The organism is Salsipaludibacter albus (assembly GCF_019798055.1).
GTDB lineage: Bacteria > Actinomycetota > Nitriliruptoria > Nitriliruptorales > Nitriliruptoraceae > Salsipaludibacter > Salsipaludibacter albus.
In genome coordinates this window covers 23,404-42,286 of the sequence record NZ_JAHOPH010000021.1, presented here as the reverse complement: position 1 = coordinate 42,286, position 18,883 = coordinate 23,404, and the positions used below count along the sequence as shown (strand labels likewise).

Below are 18,883 nucleotides of genomic sequence, written 5' to 3'. Positions count from 1 at the left end.
CGCTCGTGCGGCGGGTGGGACGTCGTCGGTCAGGCCGGGGGGTGGCAGCGGACCTCGCCGTGCGGGACGACGAACCAACCGTCGGGATCGCTGGCCCAGCGTCGCCACGCGTCGGCGATCCCGGCCAGGTCGTCGTGGTCCGCCAGGCCGCGGTCCAGGGCCTGCGTGGCGAAGGCCGACGACTCGCTCCGCTCGGCCCACAGGCCACCCCACCAGGCGCGGTCCTCGGGCGTCGCGAAGCACCACGTGGAGGCTGACGGGCGCACGTCGGTGCATCCGGCCGCGTTGGCCCAGGCGAGGAGGTGGCGACCCGCGTCCGGCTCCGCCCCGTTGCCCCGGGCGACCGTCGTGTACAGGTCGCGCCAGGCGTCCAGCCCGGGGACGTGTGGGTACCAGGCGAAGGCGCCGTAGTCGGCGTCACGGGCCGCGACGGTGCCCCCGGGGCGGGTCACCCGGGACAGCTCCCGCAGCATGGCGACCGGGTCCGACACGTGCTGGAGGACCTGGTGGGCGTGGACCAGGTCGAAGGCGTCGCCGGCCAGGTCGAGGTCGTAGCCGTCCGCGACGGCGAACTCGACGGTGTCGACCCCGGCCGCGTCGGCGTGGTCGCGGGCCTCGTCCAGCGGCGCTCCGGCCACGTCGATGGCCAGAACCCTGCCCGGTGCGACGTGGCGAGCGAGGTCGACGCTGAGGGTGCCCGGACCACAGCCCACGTCCAGCACGGACGTGCCGGGTCGGAGCTCGTCGCGGAGGTAGGCGGCGCACGTGGCGACGGTCCGGCTCCGGTGCGACCGCAGCACGCTGTCGTGGTGGCCGTGGGTGTAGGTGTCACGTGGGGACATCTGGTGACCATAGGCCAGGGTGCACGACGCGTCACAACCCTTCCGGTCGCGCCGGCTGGTCGCCGGGGGCGAGGTCGACGGCCCACAATTGGTGGGGACGGCCGGCATGGACCACCTCGTCGACGGCCGCCATCCCGAGTCGCCCCGCCACGGCCTGCGACGCCGTGTTGGCGGGCACGATCGCGGCCCACACCCGGTCGACGCCGTGGCGCGCGGCGTGGGCGAGCATCCCGGCCGCTGCCTCCGTGGCGCAGCCGCGATGCTGGTGGGCGACGGCGACGTGCCAGCCGATCTCGACCAGCGTGGCGTCCCAGCCGCCGGGCTGGAGCACCACGTCGCCCATGAACGCGCCGTCGCGCCGACGCCAGATCCCGCACCATCCGGAGTCCGGGACCCCGGCGACCCGGCGTCCCAGGAACTCGCCCAGCAGACGACGCGACGTGGCAAGGTCCTCCGTGGCACCCCACCAGATCACCGCAGGGTCGCTCCACACCTCGTGGAAGTCCTCGAGGTCGTCGCCGGTCAGGGGCCGCACCCGGTAGCGGCGCGTCGAGAAGCCCGTCGATCCGTCCGACTCGCCACTCACGTCGCGTCCGATCGACGTGCCCCGGGTGATTCCCCGACTGCGAGCCGTTCACCGACGACGACCGTCGCCTCCAGCTCGTCGGACGTCACCACCCGCGTCCACAACCCTCGGCGTTGCACCAGGTCGACGGTGCGACCGACCTGGTCGCGGCTGGTCTCGATCGCGATCGCCCCGCCCGGCGCCAGCCAGTCGCCCACCTCGGCCAGGACCCGGCGCTGGACGTCCAGTCCGTCGGACCCACCGTCCAGCGCCACCACGGGTTCGTGGAGCCGTGCCTCGCGGGGCAGCAGCGCGATCGCCGCGGTCGGCACGTAGGGCGCGTTCACGGCGACCAGGTCCACCCATCCCTGCAGGTCGGGTGGGAGCGCCTGCAGCAGGTCGCCCCGGGCGACCTCGGCGTCCGCCGGGAGGTTGTCGCGGGCACACCGCACCGCGACGGGGTCGACGTCGACCGCCCACAGCCGGATCGCGGGCACGGCGGTGGCGATGGCGAGCCCGACGGCCCCACTGCCGCAGCACAGGTCCACCACGACGGCGCCGGGCCGTGCCAGCGCGGCGGCCTCCCGGACAAGCAGCTCCGTGCGTCGTCGTGGCACGAACACGCCGGGGGTCACGCCGACGCGCAGGCCCAGGAACGACGCCCAGCCGACGACCTGTTCGAGTGGCCTTCCCTCGATCCGGGAGGCCAGCATCCGCTCGAGCTCCGCGGGCGTGTCGGACGTCTCCAGCAGCAGGTCCGCCTCGCGCTCGGCGAAGACGCAGCCGGCCGCCCGCAGCCGGGCCGCGATCGCGGCCCGTCGGTCGTCGGAACGGGCGGTCGACGGGTCCATCCCGCCGACGCTACCCCCGTGGTGGTGGTCAGCCGCGCTCGGGCGGCCGGGGCACGTGGCGGGTCCACGCCGATGCCGGCAACCAGAAGAAGGCCCACGGCCCCGCGGCCCGGCGCACGTCGGCCATCACCTGCTCGGCCCGGGCGGCCCGCTCGGCCGGGGTCGACCGCCGCCGTCGCCGGCGGTCGCGCCGGTGCGTGGTCGTGCGTGGCAGCCGCTCTGACGTCGGGTGGTGGGTGGTGGTCGTCGGCATGGCCGCTCCGTCTCCGCGAGTGCCACCACCGTCGTCGCCGGTGGTCGCGGACCGGTTGCGAATCGGTCGCGGTTCAGGGGAACGTGGTGTCCACGAGGTCGAGCAGCACCTCCCGGGCCAGCCAGGCCGCGTCCGCGTCCCCGAGCCCGCGGCCGCGTTCGCGGGCTCGCGCGGTGGGCTCGGGGCCCAGTACCCGGGCGGCCTCGTCGCCGGCGTCGACCAGTTGGCGGCGCTGCTCACCGAGCAGCCCCGGGGCCGCGTCCGAGACCTCGCCGGCCGCCAGCAGGACGAGCAGTTCCTCGTGGCGGTCGTGCCGGGCCATGACCACCATCGCCTCGCGCACGGTGTTCCACTCGTACCGCCACGACCCGCGACGCCCCCACTGTCCCAGCAGCGCGGCCAACCCCCGCGCCGCCGCCACGTCGTCCCCGACCCGCCCGGCCTGCGCCGCGATCAGCATCAGGATGATGCTCTCGGCCAGCCAGTTGCGTGCCGCCCGGGCGTGCTCGACCGCGGACCGGAGGGTCGCGAGGGACTCGTCGGGTGACAGTCCCGGGGTGGCGGACAGGCCGGCCTCCGCCCAGGCGAGCAGTCCCGGGCTGCCCAGGTCCGACGCCATCCGGTGCAGGCGCCGCGAGCGCGTCGCCGCCCGGGCCAGTTCCCCCCGGTACGCCTCGAACGGGACGATCCCGGCCTCGACCAGGCCCAGGCCGACCGCGTCGAGACCCGTGTCGCGCGCGCGCTCGAGCGCGTCACGTGCCCCAGCGAGGTCGTAGGCGCGTCCTCGCAGCTCGACGTCACACCGCCACCACGTCACGGGCAGTGGCTGGCCGACGGCCTCGGCCGCCACGACGGCGTGTGCCAGTGCGGCGATCGCGGCGGCACGGTCGTCCAGGTGTAGCCGCCACAGGGCGCCGTGTGCCCAGACCTCGCTGGCCAGGGGATGTGGCTGCCCGCCGAACGTCTCGAGCGTCCCCTCGACGACGGCAGCCAGGTCACCGCGGACCCCCCACCACATCGGCTGGGCGACGCCCGCCGCGATCCGCAGGGCGACGTCCGCGTCGCCGCCATCCATGGCCCAGTCGTGGGCCGCCAGGATCTCGTCGAGGGTGTCGTCGACGAGCATCGCCATCGCCGGCTCCGCCGCCGACAGGTAGTCGGCGGCGACGCGGTCGGCCAGGCCGGCCACCCACGTCGCGTGTCGGGCCCGCATCCGCGCCAGTCCGCGACCGCCGAGGGCCCGACGCGCGTGGGCGCGGACGGTCTCCAGCTGGCGGAACCGGGATGGCGTGCCGCCGAGGGACTCGACCAGGCCACGGTCGGCCAGGGCGGACACGTCGCGTTCGGTCTCGGCCGGCGTCGTGTCCGGCTCGGCGCACACCTGCACGACCATGTCGGCGTCGAAGGGGCCGGTGAAGACCCCCAGCCGGCGCAGCAGCGTGCGCAGCCGCGGCGAGAGCAGCGCCTCGGACCAGGCGACCGTCCCGGCGAGGTCACGTCGCCGGCCGGTGGCGTCCCACGCCACGTCCAGCAGCCCGAACCGGTCGTCCAGCCCGCTCGTGACGGCCTCGACCCCGAGTCGTTCCACCAGCGGCGCGGCCAGTTCCAGGGCCAACGGCAGTCCGTCGAGGCGCTCGCACAGGACCGCGACCCGCTCCGGGTCCACGTCGTCGAGCGTGCCGCCTCGCCGGGCCACGGCTCGCTGCAGCAGTGACGCGGCCGGCCCGTGGGCGCCCGACGCCAGGGGCGCCAGGGCGACGACGTGCTCGCCGGCCAACCCCAGGGGCTGCCGGGACGTCGCCAGCACCCGCAGCCGCGGGCAGTGGCGCACGAGTCGTGCCACGGTCGCGCGGGCGTCGTCGAGCACGTGCTCGCAGTTGTCCAGCACCAGCAGCAGGTCAGTCGCGCCAACCAGTCGTTGGGCGGTGGTGAGGGGATCGTCCTCCGGGCCGGACCTGCCACCGATGGCCGTCAGCACCGCCCTGGCGATCGACGAGTCGACCGGGCGCACCACCAGGTCCGCCCATGCCACCGGGCCGGGGCCGTTGCCGGCCACCACCGCCGCGAGGGCCGTCTTGCCGACCCCACCGGTCCCCGTGATCGTGACCAGCCGCCCGTCGACCAGTGCCGCGGTGACCGTCGCGGCGTCGGCGTCCCGACCGACGAGCGCGGCCAGGGCCGGTGGTGAGGGCACGCGGTCGGCGAGCCGGTCGAGCTCCGGTCGTGCCACCCGGGCGGCCGGTCCGGGCCGGTCTCCGACACCGGCGCCGGCGGGTGCCCGTGGAGCGGCGGCGCCCGGCGGGTCGCGGGACAGGAGCCGCTCGTAGGCGTCCTCCAGCGCGGGGGAGGGATCGAGGCCGAGCTCGTCCGCGTGGTGTCGCCGCGCCCGGTGGTAGGCCTCGATCGCGACGGTGCGCTCGCCTGCGGCGTCGTGGGTGGCCATCAGGGCCAGCCACAACCCGTCCCGGTCAGGATGCCTCGCCAGCACGGCCTCGAGCTCGCCGGCCAGGCCGTCGAGTCGTCCGGTCGTGACCCGGGCGCGTGCCCACGCCTCGACCGCCTGGAGGCGGGCCTCGACCCATCGACGTCGCCAGGCCGCGGCCGCGTCGGTGTCGCCGAGCCCGGCCGGCTCGTCGGCGCGCCAGCGGGCAAGCGCGCGTCCCAGCACGTCCGCGGCCGCCGCGGCGTCGCCCGCGGCGAGGGCGTCGGTCCCGCTGGCCAGCTCGGTCCGGAAGGCCAGTCCGTCCACCGCCTCTGCGGGCAGGTCGAGGACGTAGGTACGGCCTCGCCGGGCCAGGACGTCGAGGTCCAGGTCGAGCATCGTGCGCACCCGGGAGACGTGGGTCTGGAGGGACTTGTCGACCGTGCGGGGCGGCGCGGTGCCCCACAGCAGGTCGATGATCCGCCCCACGCCGACCGGTCGACCGGCCTCGGAGGCCAGCAGGGCCAGCAGGTGGCGCTCGCGTCGTCCCGCGACGTCGCGTTGCCGGCCCCCCACGACGACCTCCAGCGGCCCGAGGAAGTTGACCGCGACGCCTGGCTGCAGGCCCCCGTCCACCACGCTCCCTCCAGCGGATCGCGACCGCCTCGCAACCCCCACTCACCACCCTAATCGTCCTAGCCACGAGTCCGGAGACACCGGGCTGGGGCCCGGGAGGACAGCATGTACAAGGTCACCGAAGTCATCGAGTGCCCCGCGAACGGCGACGTCGCCGGGCTCCCCCTGGACGAGTACGTCGCGCTCGTGCGTGGCCTGGACGTCGCGGAGCGGGTCGAGGTCGCGCGGCCGCTGGCGGAGCCGGGGTTCCCGGAGCCCGACCACGTCCTGGTCATCGAGGGCTGGTTCGCCGACCTCGCGGACGCCCAGGCCGTCCCGGACCGGCCGGAGTTCGCGCGCCTGGACGAGCTCGCCACCATGATCCACGCCGCCGCCGGGATCCGGCGCTACTTCTCCGAGGTCGCCTGACCCGGCACGGGCCCGTGGCCGGGTCGGGGTTCGCCGTCCAGCGCAAGCTTCATGCCCAGGTGCGTGGCGGTGAAACCCAGCGACTCGTAGAACCGATGTGCGTCGGGACGGCGGCGGTCGGTGGTGAGCTGGACCATGCGACAGCCACGGGTGGCGGCCCGGTCGATGGCCCAGCGGAGCAGGACGGCGCCCAAGCCCTCGCCTCGGCGGTCCGCGGCGACCCGGACACCCTCGACCTGGCCGCGCCAACTGCCACGGTGGGTCAGGGACGGGACCAGGCTGAGCTGGAGCGTGCCGATGGGCCGGCCGTCGTCGTCGAGCACGACCAGCTCCTGGTTGGGGTCCTGGTCGATGGCGGCGAACGCTGCCCGGTACGTCCCGAGGTCGTCGGGGTCCTCGCGGGTCCGGCCGAGCTCGTCGTCAGCGAGGAGTTCGACGATCGCGGGCAGGTCCTCGGCAGTGGCAGCACGCACGTGCACGGTTCGGCCTGTCGTTCGGCGAACGGGGGGTCCGGGGACAGCATGCCCGCACCGCCGGGTCGATGACGGGCCCCGGCCCGCCCGGCGCGAACCCGCGCGCCTCCGACATCGAGGACGTCGAGCGCGCGCCGAACGCACGTGGAACTGCACGGAAGGCATTGGAGTGTCGCAGGGAGGTCGTACGGTTCCACCATGACGTCGAAGCCGCTCCGCCCCGTCGCCGACCTGGCCGGCAGTGCCCCGGTACCCGCGGCCGTCCCCGAGCTGGACTGGGCCGGGTCGCCGGCGGAGGCGTCGGTGGGCCGACTGTTGGACGCCGTGCACGCGTGGGACCGGATGGCCGTGCAGGTGGTGGAGTCGTTGGTCCGGGTCGTCGAGTCCGGGGCCACCGACGAGGCGCTGGGGGTGGCGGTGGAACTGGTGCTGTCGCAGTCGGCACGCATGGTCCGCTTCGAGCGCACCACGCTGTTGCGGGTCGCCACCACCCTCGTCGCGATGCCGTCCGTCCGCCAGGCCTTCCGAGAGGACTGGATCTCCTTCAGCCACGTCAAGGCCATCGTCACCGCGGTCCGTCGCGTGCCCGTGGCCGACCGCGACCAGGTCGATGCCCTGGTGGGTCGGATCGCCCACGACTACCGCGACCACGAGGCCGATGCGGTGGTGCACGAGGTCGACTGGCTGGTCGACCACCTGGTCGCCCGGCACCAACAGGATCGCGAGGCGCAGTCGGTCGAGGTCAACCGCACCTGCCTGACCCCGCGACTGGACGGGTCCGGCACGTCGTTCTCGGAGTGGGACGCGGACCACTTCCCGCTGTTCGTCCAGGCGATCGACAACGCCGCGGATCATCGGCATCCGTTCCAGGCCGAGCCCGACACGGACGACCTGCCGGAGGATGCCGACGACACGGCGCCCACGGAGGCGCACCGCAGGGCGTGGCAGGTGCGGGGCCGTACTGCTTCGCGTCGAGCGAAGGCACTCTTCGAACTGGTCACCGGCTGCGACCACGACACCCTCGCCCCGATGGCCGACGGCACCCGGTCGTCGGGCCGCCCCTCGGTCTCGATCACCTGCACCGTCCAGGCCCTGCTGGAGGGCACTGCGCCTGCCTGGGTGCTCAACCGGCTCGGGGGCCGCATCTCGGTCACCTCGGCCACCGCCCGGCGGTGGCTGGACGTCGCCGGGGCGGACGCGAGCGTGTTCCTGTTCGACGACTGCGGCGAGGTCGTCGGGTACGGCCGTCGCCAACGCCACGCCCGAGGATGGCTGCGGGACGCGATCGTCGCGCGTGACCTGCACGACACCGCACCCTGCTCGACCACCCCGGCGGCGTTCTGCGACGTCGACCACGTGCGCGCCTGGGAGTCCGGCGGCCCGACCGACGCACCCAACCTGGGCCTGCTGTCGCGCCGATGGCACACCGACAAGACCGACGGTCACTGGCGGCTGACCCGCCACGCCGACGGCACCCGCACGTGGACCCAGTCCCGCTCCGGCTACGCGATCTCCCAACCTCGGCCCCCGCACCTCGCCACACGCCCGACCACGACCCAGCCCCGACCGGACCAGCACGGCCCGAGCCCCTGAGGTGGCCGTGTGAAGGATTCCGGTCAGACGGTGGCCTCGAGCCACTCGTGCTCGACCGCGGCGAGCTCGTCGCGGACCGCCTGGAGGTCGGCGTGCAACCGGGTGGCGGTCTCGACGTCGCTGCCGGCCTGGGCCAGTTCGGACTCCAGCTCGCGGGCCCGGCGCTCCAGTCGATGCATCTGCGTGTCGAGGGACCGGACGTGGCGGCGGCGTCGCTGGCGGGCGCGGTTGTCCTCCGCCGTGGCATCGTCGCCGTCCGACGTGCCCGATCCCGTGGACGACGTGGTGTCGAGCAGGCGGCGGTAGTCCGCCCAGTCGGCCACCTCGGTCAGTCGCCCCCCCTGCACCGCCAGCATCCGGTCGGTGGTCCGGTCCAGCAGGAAGCGGTCGTGCGATGCGACCACCAGGGTGCCGTCGAACCCCTCCAGGTGGTGCTCCAGGGCCCGGAGCGTGTCCAGGTCGAGGTCGTTGGTCGGCTCGTCCAGCAGGATCACGTTCGGGGCGGCCACCAGCAGGTGCAGCAGCGCCAGGCGACGCCGCTCGCCACCCGAGAGGTCGTTGACCCGGGTGTGGGCGAGGCGGTCGTCGAACCCGAACCGCTCCGCGAGCCGGCCGGCGGACAGCTGTGAGCCGTCGGCCATCGGCACGAAGTCGGCGATGGCGGTCACGGTGTCGATGACGGTCGTGTCACTCGGCGCCGTGCGTGCCTCCTGGTGGTACATCGCCCGCTCCACGGTCGGACCCCAGTCGACCACGCCGGCGGCCGGCTCGACCTCGCCGTGCAGGGCGGCCAGCAACGAGGTCTTGCCCGACCCGTTGCGGCCGACGAGCGCCACACGGTCACCCCGGCCGACCAGCAGGTCCACGCCCGACAGCACCGTGCGCTCCCCACGCTGCACCGCCAGCCCCTCCACCTCTAGGACCTTGGTGCCCAGCCGGCGTCGTCCGGTGGGGAAGGCCAGCTCACGGTCGTCGTCGGCCGCGTCGTCCGCCACCTGGGCCTGCAGCCTGACCGCCTGGTCGACCCGGTGGTCGGCCTTCGTGCCACGCGCCTTGGGAGCGCGTTGCAGCCACGCCAGCTCGCGACGCAACTGGCTGCGGCGGGCGCGTGCCGCCCGGTCCCGGACGTCGGCGCGCTGCGCGCGGTCGGCCAGCACGTCCGAGTAGGTGCCGTCGATCCAGGTCGGCACGTCGTGGAGGTCCAACAGGCGGGTGGTGACCCGTTCGAGCAGGTAGCGGTCGTGGGTCACCAGTGCCAGGCCACCGTTGCGGTGTCGCAGGTGGTCCTCGAGCCGTTCGATCGCGTCGGCATCGAGGTGGTTGGTCGGCTCGTCGAGCACCAACAGGTCGGCCGGCGTGACCAGTGCTCCCACCAGGGTGACGCGGCGTCGTTGGCCCCCGGACAGGCGTCCGACCGGCTGCCCGGGGTCCACGCCGAACTGGTCCAGCAGGGGCTCGGCCTCGTGGCGTCGCACGTCGGGGGCCGCCGCCGCGGCCTCGATCGCGAGCAGGTCGTCGGGCAGGTCGGGGTGCTGTTCGAGGTGGACGATGCGCGCGTCCCGGTTGACCGTCACCTGGCCCTCGTCGGGCTGGACCTCCCCCGCGAGGATCTTCAACAGGGTCGACTTCCCGGACCCGTTCGGTCCGACCACGGCGACCTCGTCGCGGTCGGACAGTCCGAACGACAGGTCGTGGAACAGGGTCCGGCCGTCGTAGCCGTGGCCCAGTCCGGAGGCGGAGAGGATGTGCATGTGCGACAGGCTAGGGGTGTCCCGCGGGCCCGCACGACCGGGCTCCGACGGCCCGACCGGGAACGCCTACGCTGTGCCCGCACTCGTGCGTCTTCCCCCGACCCGCGACAAAGGATCCCGATGGCCACGCCTGCCGATGCGGCCACCGACATCGACCAGCCCGCCCATCGCGCCGGCACCTTCCACTTCCTGGGTGGCCCCGAGGTCACCAGGATGGGCTACGGCGCGATGCGCATCACCGGACCCGGGATCTGGGGACCGCCCGACGACCCCGACGAGGCGATCGCGATCCTGCGCCGGGCCGTCGAGCTGGGGGTCGACTTCATCGACACGGCCGACTCCTACGGACCGTTCGTGTCCGAGGACCTCATCCGGGAGGCCCTGCACCCCTACGACGGGTTGACCGTCGCCACCAAGGCCGGCCTGCTGCGCACGGGTCCCGAGAAGTGGATCCCGTGTGGCCGCCCGGCCTACCTGCGCCAGTGCGTCGAGATGAGCCTGCGTCGCCTGGACGTCGAGCAGATCGACCTGCTGCAGCTGCACCGGATCGACGCCGACGTGCCGATGGCCGACCAGGTCGGTGAGCTCGCCGACCTGCGCGAGGAGGGCAAGATCGCCGCGATCGGGCTGTCCCAGGTCGACGTCGAGACGCTCGAGGACGCCCGCGAGATCACCGACATCGTGGCCGTGCAGAACCTCTACAACCTCGCCGACCGGTCCTCCCACGACGTCCTGGAGCGGTGCGAGGCGCTGAGCATCGGGTTCGTCCCGTGGTTCCCCATCGCCGGCTCCGAGCTGGTCGACGGCGGCGGAGCGGTGTCCGACGTCGCCGACGACCTCGAGGCGACCCCGGCGCAGGTGGCGTTGGCCTGGCTGCTGGCGACCTCGCCGGTGATGCTGCCGATCCCCGGGACGTCCTCGCTCGACCACCTCGAGGAGAACGTCCGGGCGGCGGAGCTCGAACTGTCCAACGAGCAGATGACCGCCCTCGACTCGGTGGCCAGCGCATGATCCTGGTCACGGGTGCCAATGGCTTCGTCGGGTCCCGCCTGTGCCACGAGCTGGCCGATCGGGAGGTCGAGGTGCGCGCGCTGGTGCGTCGCGCCGGCACGGCACCCGACCGGGACGGGGTCACCGAGGTGGTCGGGGAGTTCGACGACCCCGACGCGGCCCCGGGATTCGTCGACGGCGTCGATGCCGTGGTGACGACCGTGGCGCCGATGGGCGCCGACCAGGAGACCCAGCACCGGGTCTCGGTGGACGGGACGACGATGCTGGCGGCCGTGGCCCGTGACGCCGGTGTCGGTCGACTCGTGCACGTGTCGACCTGCGCCGTCTACGACCGGGACCCCGAGCAGGGCGATGTCGACGAGACCTCGGCCTACGTGGACGACGACGGCGGTGCCTACGCGGTGACCAAGCGCGACGCGGACCTCGAACTGGCCGAGCTGGACGGGATCACCCGCGTGCTCGTCCGTCCCCCCGCGATCATGGGGCCCGGCCCGACCTCGGTGTGGAACACCCTGCGACCGGCGCGACTGGAAGAGGACCCGTCGTCGCTGGCACCGAACCCGGACCAGACCTTCGCCTGGGTCCACGTCGACGACCTCGCCCGCTTCCTGGCCGACGTCGCGACCGGCGTCGCCACGCCCGGTCCGGCGGACGGGGACGTCACGGCGGTCAACGTCGCGGCCCCGGACGCCACGTGGCGTGACTACCTCGAACCGGTCGCCACCGCGCTCGGGGTCGAGCCGACCTGGTCCGACGAGCCCGCCTGGACCGGTCGGATCATCGCCGAGCGGGCCCGGTCCTGGGGCTGGACCCCGACCGTGACCCTGGAGCAGGCGATCCGCGAACTGGTCGACGACCTCGACGACCGCTGATCCCCGGGAGGTCCGGCGCGGGCCTGGGCTCAGGCGGCTGCCCGGGCCAGGATCGCCCGGGACGTGTGGGCGATGGTCAGGCCGATGGCGTCCGCCATGCCCTCGGCCGGGAACCGGTAGGTCGGCCCGTGGGCGTGGATCGTGCCCATCAGGACCCCGTCGTGGTCCAGCAGGCAGGCCGCCACCGACGAGATCCCGTCGGCGAACTCGTCGCGCACGACCGCGTAGCCCTTCCGTCGGATCGTCACCAGGCGTGCGCGGATCGCGTCGGGATCGACGACCGTGGTCGCCGTGTGCTGGTCCAGGGGCCGTGCCAGGTACGCGTCGACGCGCTCGGGGTCCCACCGCGACATCATCGCCAGGCCCGGCGAGCCGATGTGGGCCGGGGTGACGAGGTTGGTGTAGTCGCGGACCTGGACCGGGTTGGGGCTCTCGACATGGCTGACGTAGCGCACGCCGTCCCCGTCGGGGACGGCCAGCCCCGTGGCCTCGCCGAGGCGCTCGGCCAGCGACTGGAGGTGGGGGTGGACCAGCGTCCGCAGTGACGTCCACCCGTGCAGGACCGGGACCAGGTCCGACACCCGGGTGCCGATGTGGTAGCCGTCGGGAGTCCGCTCGATCGCCCGGAGGGCCTCGAGCGTGGTGAGCAGCCGGGACACGGTGGAGCGGGGCAGGTCGACCTGTCCGGCGACCGCGCTGAAGGTCCGCGACCCCGACGCGACCAGGTCGAGGATCGCGAACGCACGATCCACCGACTGCACGGTGGGCGGGGCGTGGGTGCGGGGCATGGTGGCTCCGGAGTGGTCGGGCGTCCTGGCGTCCGTGTCAGGCGCCGTTGCAGATGTGGGCGTCAGACGTCCGAGTCGGGGAACTCGGCCTTGCGGCGGCTGATCCACTCGGTCATCTCGGCGTCGATCGCGTCGTCCAGCGGTGGGGCCTCGTAGCCGGCGAGCAGTTCCTTCCAACGGGCGTTGGCCCGCTGCTCGGCACCCAGCGCGCCATCGGCTTCCCACTGCTCGAAGCTGGCGTGGTTGGCCATCGCCGAGACCCAGAACGCCGACTCGAAGTTGGCCAGCGTGTGCGGGTGGCCGAGCCAGTGCTCACCGGGGGGATGGCTGCGCATGGCGTCCAGCGCCATCGCGTTGTCGTCGGTGGCCACGCCCGCCGCGTACCGCGGGACCATGCCCGCCTGGTCCGCGTCGAGCACGAACTTCTCGTAGCCCATGACCAGGCCGCCCTCGAGCCACCCGGCGCTGTGCAGCACGAAGTTCACCCCGGCCTGCATCGTCGCGAGGAAGCTGATGGCCGACTCGTAGGCGGCCTGGTAGTCCAGCGTCTTCGACGAGGTGAAGTTCCCGCCCGAGCGGAACGGGACGCCCAGCCGTCGGGCCAGTGCGGCGACCAGGAACAGCACCAACTGAGGCTCGGGCGTGCCGAAGGTCGGCGCGCCGGTCTGCATCGACATCGACGGGGCGAACGAGCCGAACACCACCGGTGCGCCCGGCCGGACCAGCTGGGTGAAGGCCATGCCGGCCAGCGCCTCGGCCAGCGTCTGGGTCGCGGTCGCCGCCACCGTCACCGGCGACATGGCGCCGGCCACCATGAACGGGGTGATGATGCAGGCCTGGTTGTTCTCGGCGTAGACCTTCGCCGAGCCCAGCATCGCCCGGTCCCACGACATCGGCGAGTTGGCGTTGCACAGCGACAGCAGCACGGTGTCGGTCTCGAGCCGGTCGGCGCCGAACACGATCCTGGCCAGCTCGACGGTGTCCTGGGCGCGCTCGGGTGCGGTCACCGAGCCCATGAACGGCTTGTCGGAGAGCCGGACGTGGGCGGCGACCATGTCGAGGTGACGCTTGTTGACCGGCAGGTCGACCGGCTCGCACACCGTCCCGCCGGAGTGGTGCAGCGCGGGCGAGAGCCAGGCGAGCTTGACGAAGTTGTGGAAGTCCTCGAGCGTCGCGTAGCGCCGGCCATGGTCGAGGTCGGACACGAACGGTGGTCCGTAGGCCGGCGCCAGCACCATGTGCGGGTCGCCGATCACCACGCTGCGGTCGGGGTTGCGGGCGTGCTGGGTGAACGACGACGGCGCGGTCGCGGTCACCAGCTCGCGCGCCATGCCGTCGGGGAAGCGCACCCGGGTGCCGTCGACGTCGGCCCCTCCGTCGGCGAAGATCTGGAGGGCCTCGGGGTCGTCGTGGATCTCGATGCCGACCTCGGCCAGCAACAGGTCGGCATGGTGCTCGATCTGTTCGAGGCCCTCGGTGGACAGCACCTCGACCGGGTCGAGTGAGCGGGTCAGGTACGGGACGCTCGCGACGGCGTCGGCCGTGCGGGCGGCCTGTCGGGCGGCACGTCCGCCACCGGGGCGGGTTCGGCGTGGCATGGTCGGCTCCGGTTCGGTCGGGCTCGGGGGATCGGTGCGGTCAGGGCGTGGTCGCGCGGCGGCGTCGCCGGCGACGGGGCGCGGTGTCGGCCCCCGCGCCCGCGCCATGCGACGGCCGCGACCGGGGGAGTGGCACCACGGCTTCGAGCCGGGGGTAGGGCGCCGAGGTGTGGGGCAGGCCCATGGCCCCGACGAACTCGTCCTGGAAGGCTGCCTCGGTCGCGGTCTCGACCTTGACGACCCGGCCGGCGAGGGCGGTGACCTCGTCGCGGGCGGCCCGGGACAGCAGGGCCTGGACCGCACCCGTGCCGGCCGCGTTGCCGATCGCGCTGACGGCGGCCGGGTCACAGTCCGGGACCAGTCCCAGGACCATGGCCCGCAACGGGTCGATGTGGCTGCCGAAGGCGCCCGCCAGTCGGATCCGGTCCACCGCCCCGACGCCCGCGTGGGCCATCAGCAGCCGGCAGCCGGCCTGCAGTGCCGCCTTCGCCAGCTGGATGGCGCGGACGTCGTTCTGGGTCACCTCGATGTCGCCGTGGAGGCGGTAGGCCAGGGTGCGGCCGCGGGTGACGATGCGGCCGGCGGCGCCGGTCCCGGTCGGGTCCACGATCGTGCCGTCCACCGTGATCACGCCCGCGAGGTGCAGCTCGGCGAGGACCTCGATGATGCCGGAGCCGCAGATGCCGGTGACCCCCGTGGCGGCGACCGCGTCGGCGAACCCGGACTCGTCGGACCACAGGTCCGACCCGATCACCCGGACACGGGGCACGAGGGTCTGGGGGTCGATGCGGACCCGCTCGATCGCCCCGGGAGCAGCCCGCTGGCCGGACGAGATCTGGGCCCCCTCGAACGCCGGCCCGGTCGGTGACGACGCCGCCCACACACGCTCGGCGCTGCCCAGCACGATCTCGGCGTTGGTGCCGACGTCGATCAGCAGGCTGAGCTCGTCTCGCCGGTGCAGGCCGTCCGCCAGCGTCATCGACATCGCGTCGGCACCGATGTGGCCCGCGACGCACGGCGGGCTCCAGACCCGTGCGCCCCGCGGCAGGTCGTGCAGGTCCAGCTCGTGGGCCGTGACCTGCACCGCGTCGGTCGTTGCCAGGGTGAAGGGCGCTGCACCCAGTGGTCGTGGGTCGAGCCCGTACAGCAGGTGGTGCATGATGGGGTTGCCGACCGCCACGACGTCCAGGACCCGGTCCGTGGTCACGCCTGCCTCGTCGCACAGCTCGGCGACGAGCTCGGCCAGCGCCGTGCGCACGGCCGTCGTCAGCTGGCGCTGGCCGTCGTCGTGCATCATCACGTGGCTGACCCGGCTCATCAGGTCCTCGCCGAAGGCGATCTGGGGGTTCATCCGACCGGCGGACGCCAGCACGCGGCCGGTGGTGAGGTCGCACAGGTGGCCGGCGATCGTGGTGGACCCGACGTCGACCGCGACCCCGACCAGGCGGTCGACGAACCCGGGCCACGCCGCCACCAGCTCGCCGTCGTCGGTGCGCACGGCCACGGTCACGGCACGGTCGCCGTCCTCAAGTGCCGCCTGCAGGTCGGCCAGTGCCGACACGCCGATCGAGACCTCGTCCAGCTCCCACTGGTCGGCCAGCGCGGCCTGCAGTGCCTGCCATTCGCCCACCCGCTCGTCCATCCCGGAGGCGGGGACCTCGACGTAGAACGGTCGCACGACCGGGTCGAGGGTCACCCGCAGGTCACCGACCTCCTTGCGCACCACCTGGCGGTGCACCTGGCTGGCGGCGGGGACGTCCAGTACGACGTCGTCGTGGATCGCGGTCGCGCACCCCAGCCGGCGACCTTCCAGCGGACGACGGGCACCCATCGCACTGTCGGCGTAGGTGGCCTCGGTCGGGCCGGGTGCGCTGAGCCGGTCGGCACGCGCGTCGGTGCCGGGACGCGACCCCACGGCGACCTGGCACCGGCCGCAGATGCCACGACCGCCGCACACCGAGTCCAGGTCGACCCCCAGCTCGCGGGCCGCGTCCAGCACGGTCGTGCCCGCGGCCAGCTCACCCCGTCGTCCCGACGGGGTGAACGTGACCGCGACCCGGTCGCTGCCGGTCGGACTCATCCGTCGTCCCGACTCCCGCCCCGCCGGCCACGACGACCGCCGCGACGTCCTCGTGCGGCTCCCTGCGTGCCGCCGGGATCACGGTGCGAGGCGATCCAGGCGGCACAGTCCGGGTCGTTGCCGGCCAGGACGTCGGCCGCCATGACGGCCGAGCGGATCTCACCCTCGATCGGGTTGGTGATCGCCGAGCTCAGCCCGTTGCTGATCGCCATGGCCAGGAACGCGGCGTTGATGCCCGGCCGGTTGGGCAGTCCGAACGACACGTTGGACGCACCGCAGGTCGTGTTGACGCCCAGCTCGTCACGCAGCCGGCGCACGAGGGTGAACACCTGTCGTCCGGCGCCACGCATCGCGCCGATCGGCATGACCAGCGGGTCGACCACGACGTCGGCGGCCGGGATGCCGTGGTCGGCGGCCCGGTTCACGATCGTGCGGGCCACCTCGAAACGGACGTCGGGGTCCTCCGAGATGCCGGTCTCGTCGTTGGTGATGGCGATGACCGCCGCGCCGTGCTTGGCGACCAGGGGGAGGACCTGCTCGAGTCGCTCCTCCTCGCCGGTCACCGAGTTGACCAGCGCCTTGCCCTCGTAGACCGCCAGGCCAGCCTCGAGCGCGGCCACGATCGACGAGTCGATCGACAACGGCACGTCGACCAGTGACTGGACGAGCTTGACGGTCTGGGCCAGGATCGCGGGCTCGTCGGCCAGCGGGATGCCGGCGTTGACGTCGAGCATGTGCGCACCGGCCTCGACCTGCGCCACGGCGTCGGCCTCGACGCGGGAGAAGTCACCCGCCTGCATCTCGGCTGCCAGCACCTTGCGGCCGGTCGGGTTGATGCGCTCGCCGATGACGGTGAAGGCTCGGTCGTGCCCGATCACCACCTCGCGCGTGGGGGAACTGATCACGGTCTCGGTCACGTCGGCACCTCGTCGGTGGGCTCGGATGGGACGGGAGTCGCGCCGGTCGTGGCGGTCTCGGAGGTGGGGGAGGAGTCGTCCGCAGGGGTGCGCGCATCGTTGTCCACCAGTGCGGACAGCACGTCGCGGGAGTGGGCGGCCACGAGTCGCTCGACCTCCGCCTCCACCTCCGCGGCCAGGTCCGGCCCACACGGCCGGGTGCGTCGGTCCCACTGCTCGAGGTAGGCGTCGGTGCCGGCCAGCCCCGCGCCCATCGCGGCTCGGTCCACGGCATGGGCGAAGCGCGCGGGCAGTTCGGCCCGGACCGGTTCGCCGCCGTCGTCGCCTGGGTCGGTCGCCCGGACCTGGACCGGGATGTCACGCCACCAGATCGAGGTCAGGGTCGGCCCGGTGGACCGGCCACGGCGACGGGGGGCACGGGGACTCACGGGGCCAGCACCGGGAGCCGGGCACGGGCCGCGACGACCTGGCCGCCGAGGTCGCCCGTGCCGACGTCGTGGCGCTCAAGTCGTAGCCCCAGCCGGTCCGCGGCCTCCTGGGCGCGCAGGTGCAGGTCGTCGGTGGGGAACTGGGCGAGCCAGCACAGCCGGGTGTAGTTGCCGAAGTAGTCGTCGCGCAGCTGCGGGTGGCGGTCCAGGCCCAGCCCGCGCCAGACCAGGCGGTCGAACTGTCGTAGGAGGTAGTCGGTGAGGTAGAAGGTCCCGGGCTCCGCGTCGTGCAGGTCGGCGAATCGCTCCGACCCTGCCAAGAACTCGTAGCAGTGCGAGCCGCCGAGCATGGTCGCGCCGTGTCGCTCGAGCACCGGTGCGAGGGCGCCGCCGGTGCCGCAGTCGGCATAGCCCACCAGCACCTCGTCGTAGTCCGCGCCGATCTCGCCCAGTCGGGCGTCGACCGCCGCCGGGATGTCACGGGGTCGGTTGTGCAGGTCGGCCGTGAGGAACTGCAGGTCGACGTGGTCCATCCCGTTGGTGTCCAGGATCCAGCGCAGCTCCTGGCCGAGCGCCCCGCAGGCCAGGACGAGCAGCCGAGGGGGCGCGGGCGCGGCCACGTCTACGCCGCCGCGCGCCGGGCCAGCACCAGCGCCTCGGCCGTCTCGGCCGCCACGGCGGCGTCCCGGCAGTAGGCGTCGGCCCCCACGGCCGAGCCGAACTCCTCGTTGAGGGGGGCGCCGCCGACCAGCACGATGTAGTCGTCGCGCAGCCCGCGCTTGCCGAGCTCCTCGATGACCACCTTCATGTAGGGCATCGTGGTCGTCAGCAGGGCGGACATCCCCAGGATGTCCGGGCGATGTTCCTCGAGCGCGGCGAGGTAGGCGTCGGCATCGTTGTTGATGCCGATGTCGATCACCTCGAACCCGGCTCCCTCGAGCATCATCCCGACCAGGTTCTTGCCGATGTCGTGGATGTCGCCCTTGACCGTGCCGATGACCACCTTGCCGATCTGCTCGGCCCCGGTCTCGGCCAGCAGTGGCCGCAGCAGCTTCATGCCGGCCTTCATCGCGTTGGCCGACAGCAGGACCTCGGGGACGAACAGGATCCCGTCGCGGAAGTCGATGCCGACGATCCGCATGCCCTCGACCAGTGCCTTGGACAGGACGTCCTGGGGATCCCAGCCACGGTCGAGCAGGAGCTGGGTGGCCTCGGCGATCTCGTCGGCCAGGCCGTCGTAGAGGTCGTCGTGCATCTGCTCGACCAGGTCGTCGTCGTCCAGCGACGACAGGTCGATGTCGTCGACGTCGTCGTCGAGGTGGTCGTCCGGAGCGTCGTTCGTGGCGTCAGCCATGCTGGCCTCGTGCGTTCGTACTGGCGGGCGGTGGCGTTGCT

Annotated in this window: 18 protein-coding genes; 4 read left to right on the top strand and 14 right to left on the bottom strand. The window is 73.5% G+C overall.

What is annotated here, in order from left to right:
• Window positions 1-29: 29 nt before the first annotated feature.
• The 5 genes from KR546_RS13065 to KR546_RS13045 all read right to left on the bottom strand — a co-directional run bounded on the left by KR546_RS13065 (window position 30) and on the right by KR546_RS13045 (window position 5,572).
• Complete coding sequence (locus tag KR546_RS13065) at window positions 30-842, bottom strand: methyltransferase domain-containing protein (protein WP_238445159.1); 813 nt, start codon at window positions 840-842, stop codon at window positions 30-32.
• A 31-nt stretch (window positions 843-873) separates the two neighbouring features.
• On the bottom strand, window positions 874-1,428 hold the full coding sequence (locus KR546_RS13060) for a GNAT family N-acetyltransferase (protein WP_238445158.1): 555 nt from the start codon (window positions 1,426-1,428) through the stop codon (window positions 874-876).
• Window positions 1,425-2,258 (bottom strand): putative protein N(5)-glutamine methyltransferase, encoded by an 834-nt coding sequence (locus KR546_RS13055; RefSeq protein WP_238445157.1) that lies wholly within the window; start codon window positions 2,256-2,258, stop codon window positions 1,425-1,427. The genes KR546_RS13060 and KR546_RS13055 overlap by 4 nt, the downstream gene beginning before the upstream one ends.
• Before the next feature lie 28 nt (window positions 2,259-2,286).
• Window positions 2,287-2,511 (bottom strand): hypothetical protein, encoded by a 225-nt coding sequence (locus tag KR546_RS13050; protein ID WP_238445156.1) that lies wholly within the window; start codon window positions 2,509-2,511, stop codon window positions 2,287-2,289.
• Window positions 2,512-2,584: 73 nt separating this feature from the next.
• On the bottom strand, window positions 2,585-5,572 hold the full coding sequence (locus KR546_RS13045) for an AfsR/SARP family transcriptional regulator (RefSeq protein ID WP_238445155.1): 2,988 nt from the start codon (window positions 5,570-5,572) through the stop codon (window positions 2,585-2,587).
• 102 nt (window positions 5,573-5,674) lie between these two features.
• Here KR546_RS13045 and KR546_RS13040 point away from each other — a divergent pair, with 102 nt between their 5' ends.
• Window positions 5,675-5,977 (top strand): hypothetical protein, encoded by a 303-nt coding sequence (locus tag KR546_RS13040; protein WP_238445154.1) that lies wholly within the window; start codon window positions 5,675-5,677, stop codon window positions 5,975-5,977.
• On the opposite strand, the gene KR546_RS13035 is transcribed toward KR546_RS13040, so the two are convergent.
• Complete coding sequence (locus tag KR546_RS13035) at window positions 5,956-6,456, bottom strand: GNAT family N-acetyltransferase (protein ID WP_238445153.1); 501 nt, start codon at window positions 6,454-6,456, stop codon at window positions 5,956-5,958. The genes KR546_RS13040 and KR546_RS13035 overlap by 22 nt on opposite strands.
• A 192-nt stretch (window positions 6,457-6,648) precedes the next feature.
• Here KR546_RS13035 and KR546_RS13030 point away from each other — a divergent pair, with 192 nt between their 5' ends.
• Window positions 6,649-8,043, top strand: a complete 1,395-nt coding sequence (locus KR546_RS13030) for an HNH endonuclease signature motif containing protein (protein ID WP_238445152.1) — start codon at window positions 6,649-6,651, stop codon at window positions 8,041-8,043.
• Window positions 8,044-8,066: 23 nt separating this feature from the next.
• Here the strand turns inward: KR546_RS13030 and KR546_RS13025 are convergent, their stop codons facing one another.
• Window positions 8,067-9,794, bottom strand: coding sequence for an ABC-F family ATP-binding cassette domain-containing protein (locus KR546_RS13025; protein ID WP_238445151.1), 1,728 nt, complete (start codon window positions 9,792-9,794; stop codon window positions 8,067-8,069).
• A 120-nt stretch (window positions 9,795-9,914) separates the two neighbouring features.
• On the opposite strand from KR546_RS13025, the gene KR546_RS13020 reads away from it, so the two are divergent.
• Window positions 9,915-10,805, top strand: a complete 891-nt coding sequence (locus tag KR546_RS13020) for an aldo/keto reductase (RefSeq protein WP_238445150.1) — start codon at window positions 9,915-9,917, stop codon at window positions 10,803-10,805.
• Window positions 10,802-11,677 (top strand): NAD-dependent epimerase/dehydratase family protein, encoded by an 876-nt coding sequence (locus KR546_RS13015; RefSeq protein WP_238445149.1) that lies wholly within the window; start codon window positions 10,802-10,804, stop codon window positions 11,675-11,677. Before KR546_RS13020 ends, KR546_RS13015 begins: the two co-directional genes overlap by 4 nt.
• Window positions 11,678-11,706: 29 nt before the next feature.
• Here KR546_RS13015 and KR546_RS13010 read toward each other — a convergent pair whose 3' ends face one another.
• From KR546_RS13010 to KR546_RS12980, 7 genes are all read right to left on the bottom strand, one after another.
• Window positions 11,707-12,465 (bottom strand): IclR family transcriptional regulator, encoded by a 759-nt coding sequence (locus tag KR546_RS13010; RefSeq protein ID WP_238445148.1) that lies wholly within the window; start codon window positions 12,463-12,465, stop codon window positions 11,707-11,709.
• 62 nt (window positions 12,466-12,527) lie between these two features.
• Window positions 12,528-14,063 carry a trimethylamine methyltransferase family protein gene (locus tag KR546_RS13005; protein ID WP_238445147.1) on the bottom strand — a complete coding sequence of 512 codons (1,536 nt, stop codon included), beginning with the start codon at window positions 14,061-14,063 and terminating at the stop codon, window positions 12,528-12,530.
• 40 nt (window positions 14,064-14,103) lie between these two features.
• Window positions 14,104-16,143: an ASKHA domain-containing protein gene (locus KR546_RS13000; RefSeq protein WP_238445146.1), complete on the bottom strand. Its 2,040-nt coding sequence runs from the start codon at window positions 16,141-16,143 to the stop codon at window positions 14,104-14,106.
• Window positions 16,140-17,060 carry a dihydropteroate synthase gene (locus tag KR546_RS12995; protein ID WP_238445145.1) on the bottom strand — a complete coding sequence of 307 codons (921 nt, stop codon included), beginning with the start codon at window positions 17,058-17,060 and terminating at the stop codon, window positions 16,140-16,142. The genes KR546_RS13000 and KR546_RS12995 overlap by 4 nt, the downstream gene beginning before the upstream one ends.
• Window positions 17,057-17,488: a virulence factor gene (locus KR546_RS12990; protein ID WP_238445144.1), complete on the bottom strand. Its 432-nt coding sequence runs from the start codon at window positions 17,486-17,488 to the stop codon at window positions 17,057-17,059. Before KR546_RS12990 ends, KR546_RS12995 begins: the two co-directional genes overlap by 4 nt.
• Window positions 17,485-18,108: a DUF1638 domain-containing protein gene (locus tag KR546_RS12985; RefSeq protein ID WP_238445143.1), complete on the bottom strand. Its 624-nt coding sequence runs from the start codon at window positions 18,106-18,108 to the stop codon at window positions 17,485-17,487. Before KR546_RS12985 ends, KR546_RS12990 begins: the two co-directional genes overlap by 4 nt.
• Before the next feature lie 2 nt (window positions 18,109-18,110).
• The gene (locus tag KR546_RS12980; RefSeq protein ID WP_238445142.1) at window positions 18,111-18,842 is read right to left on the bottom strand and encodes a corrinoid protein; all 732 of its coding nucleotides are present in this window, start codon (window positions 18,840-18,842) and stop codon (window positions 18,111-18,113) included.
• Window positions 18,843-18,883 lie beyond the last annotated feature (41 nt).

Excerpts from the sequence above, each read along its gene's own strand:
- KR546_RS13065 (WP_238445159.1), bottom strand. The coding sequence starts at position 842 with ATGTCCCCACGTGACACCTACACCCACGGCCACCACGACAGCGTGCTG.
- KR546_RS13055 (WP_238445157.1), bottom strand. The coding sequence starts at position 2,258 with ATGGACCCGTCGACCGCCCGTTCCGACGACCGACGGGCCGCGATCGCG.
- KR546_RS13050 (WP_238445156.1), bottom strand. The coding sequence starts at position 2,511 with ATGCCGACGACCACCACCCACCACCCGACGTCAGAGCGGCTGCCACGC.
- KR546_RS13040 (WP_238445154.1), top strand. The coding sequence starts at position 5,675 with ATGTACAAGGTCACCGAAGTCATCGAGTGCCCCGCGAACGGCGACGTC.
- KR546_RS13030 (WP_238445152.1), top strand. The coding sequence starts at position 6,649 with ATGACGTCGAAGCCGCTCCGCCCCGTCGCCGACCTGGCCGGCAGTGCC.
- KR546_RS13025 (WP_238445151.1), bottom strand. The coding sequence starts at position 9,794 with ATGCACATCCTCTCCGCCTCCGGACTGGGCCACGGCTACGACGGCCGG.
- KR546_RS13020 (WP_238445150.1), top strand. The coding sequence starts at position 9,915 with ATGGCCACGCCTGCCGATGCGGCCACCGACATCGACCAGCCCGCCCAT.
- KR546_RS13015 (WP_238445149.1), top strand. The coding sequence starts at position 10,802 with ATGATCCTGGTCACGGGTGCCAATGGCTTCGTCGGGTCCCGCCTGTGC.
- KR546_RS13010 (WP_238445148.1), bottom strand. The coding sequence starts at position 12,465 with ATGCCCCGCACCCACGCCCCGCCCACCGTGCAGTCGGTGGATCGTGCG.
- KR546_RS13005 (WP_238445147.1), bottom strand. The coding sequence starts at position 14,063 with ATGCCACGCCGAACCCGCCCCGGTGGCGGACGTGCCGCCCGACAGGCC.
- KR546_RS13000 (WP_238445146.1), bottom strand. The coding sequence starts at position 16,143 with ATGAGTCCGACCGGCAGCGACCGGGTCGCGGTCACGTTCACCCCGTCG.
- KR546_RS12980 (WP_238445142.1), bottom strand. The coding sequence starts at position 18,842 with ATGGCTGACGCCACGAACGACGCTCCGGACGACCACCTCGACGACGAC.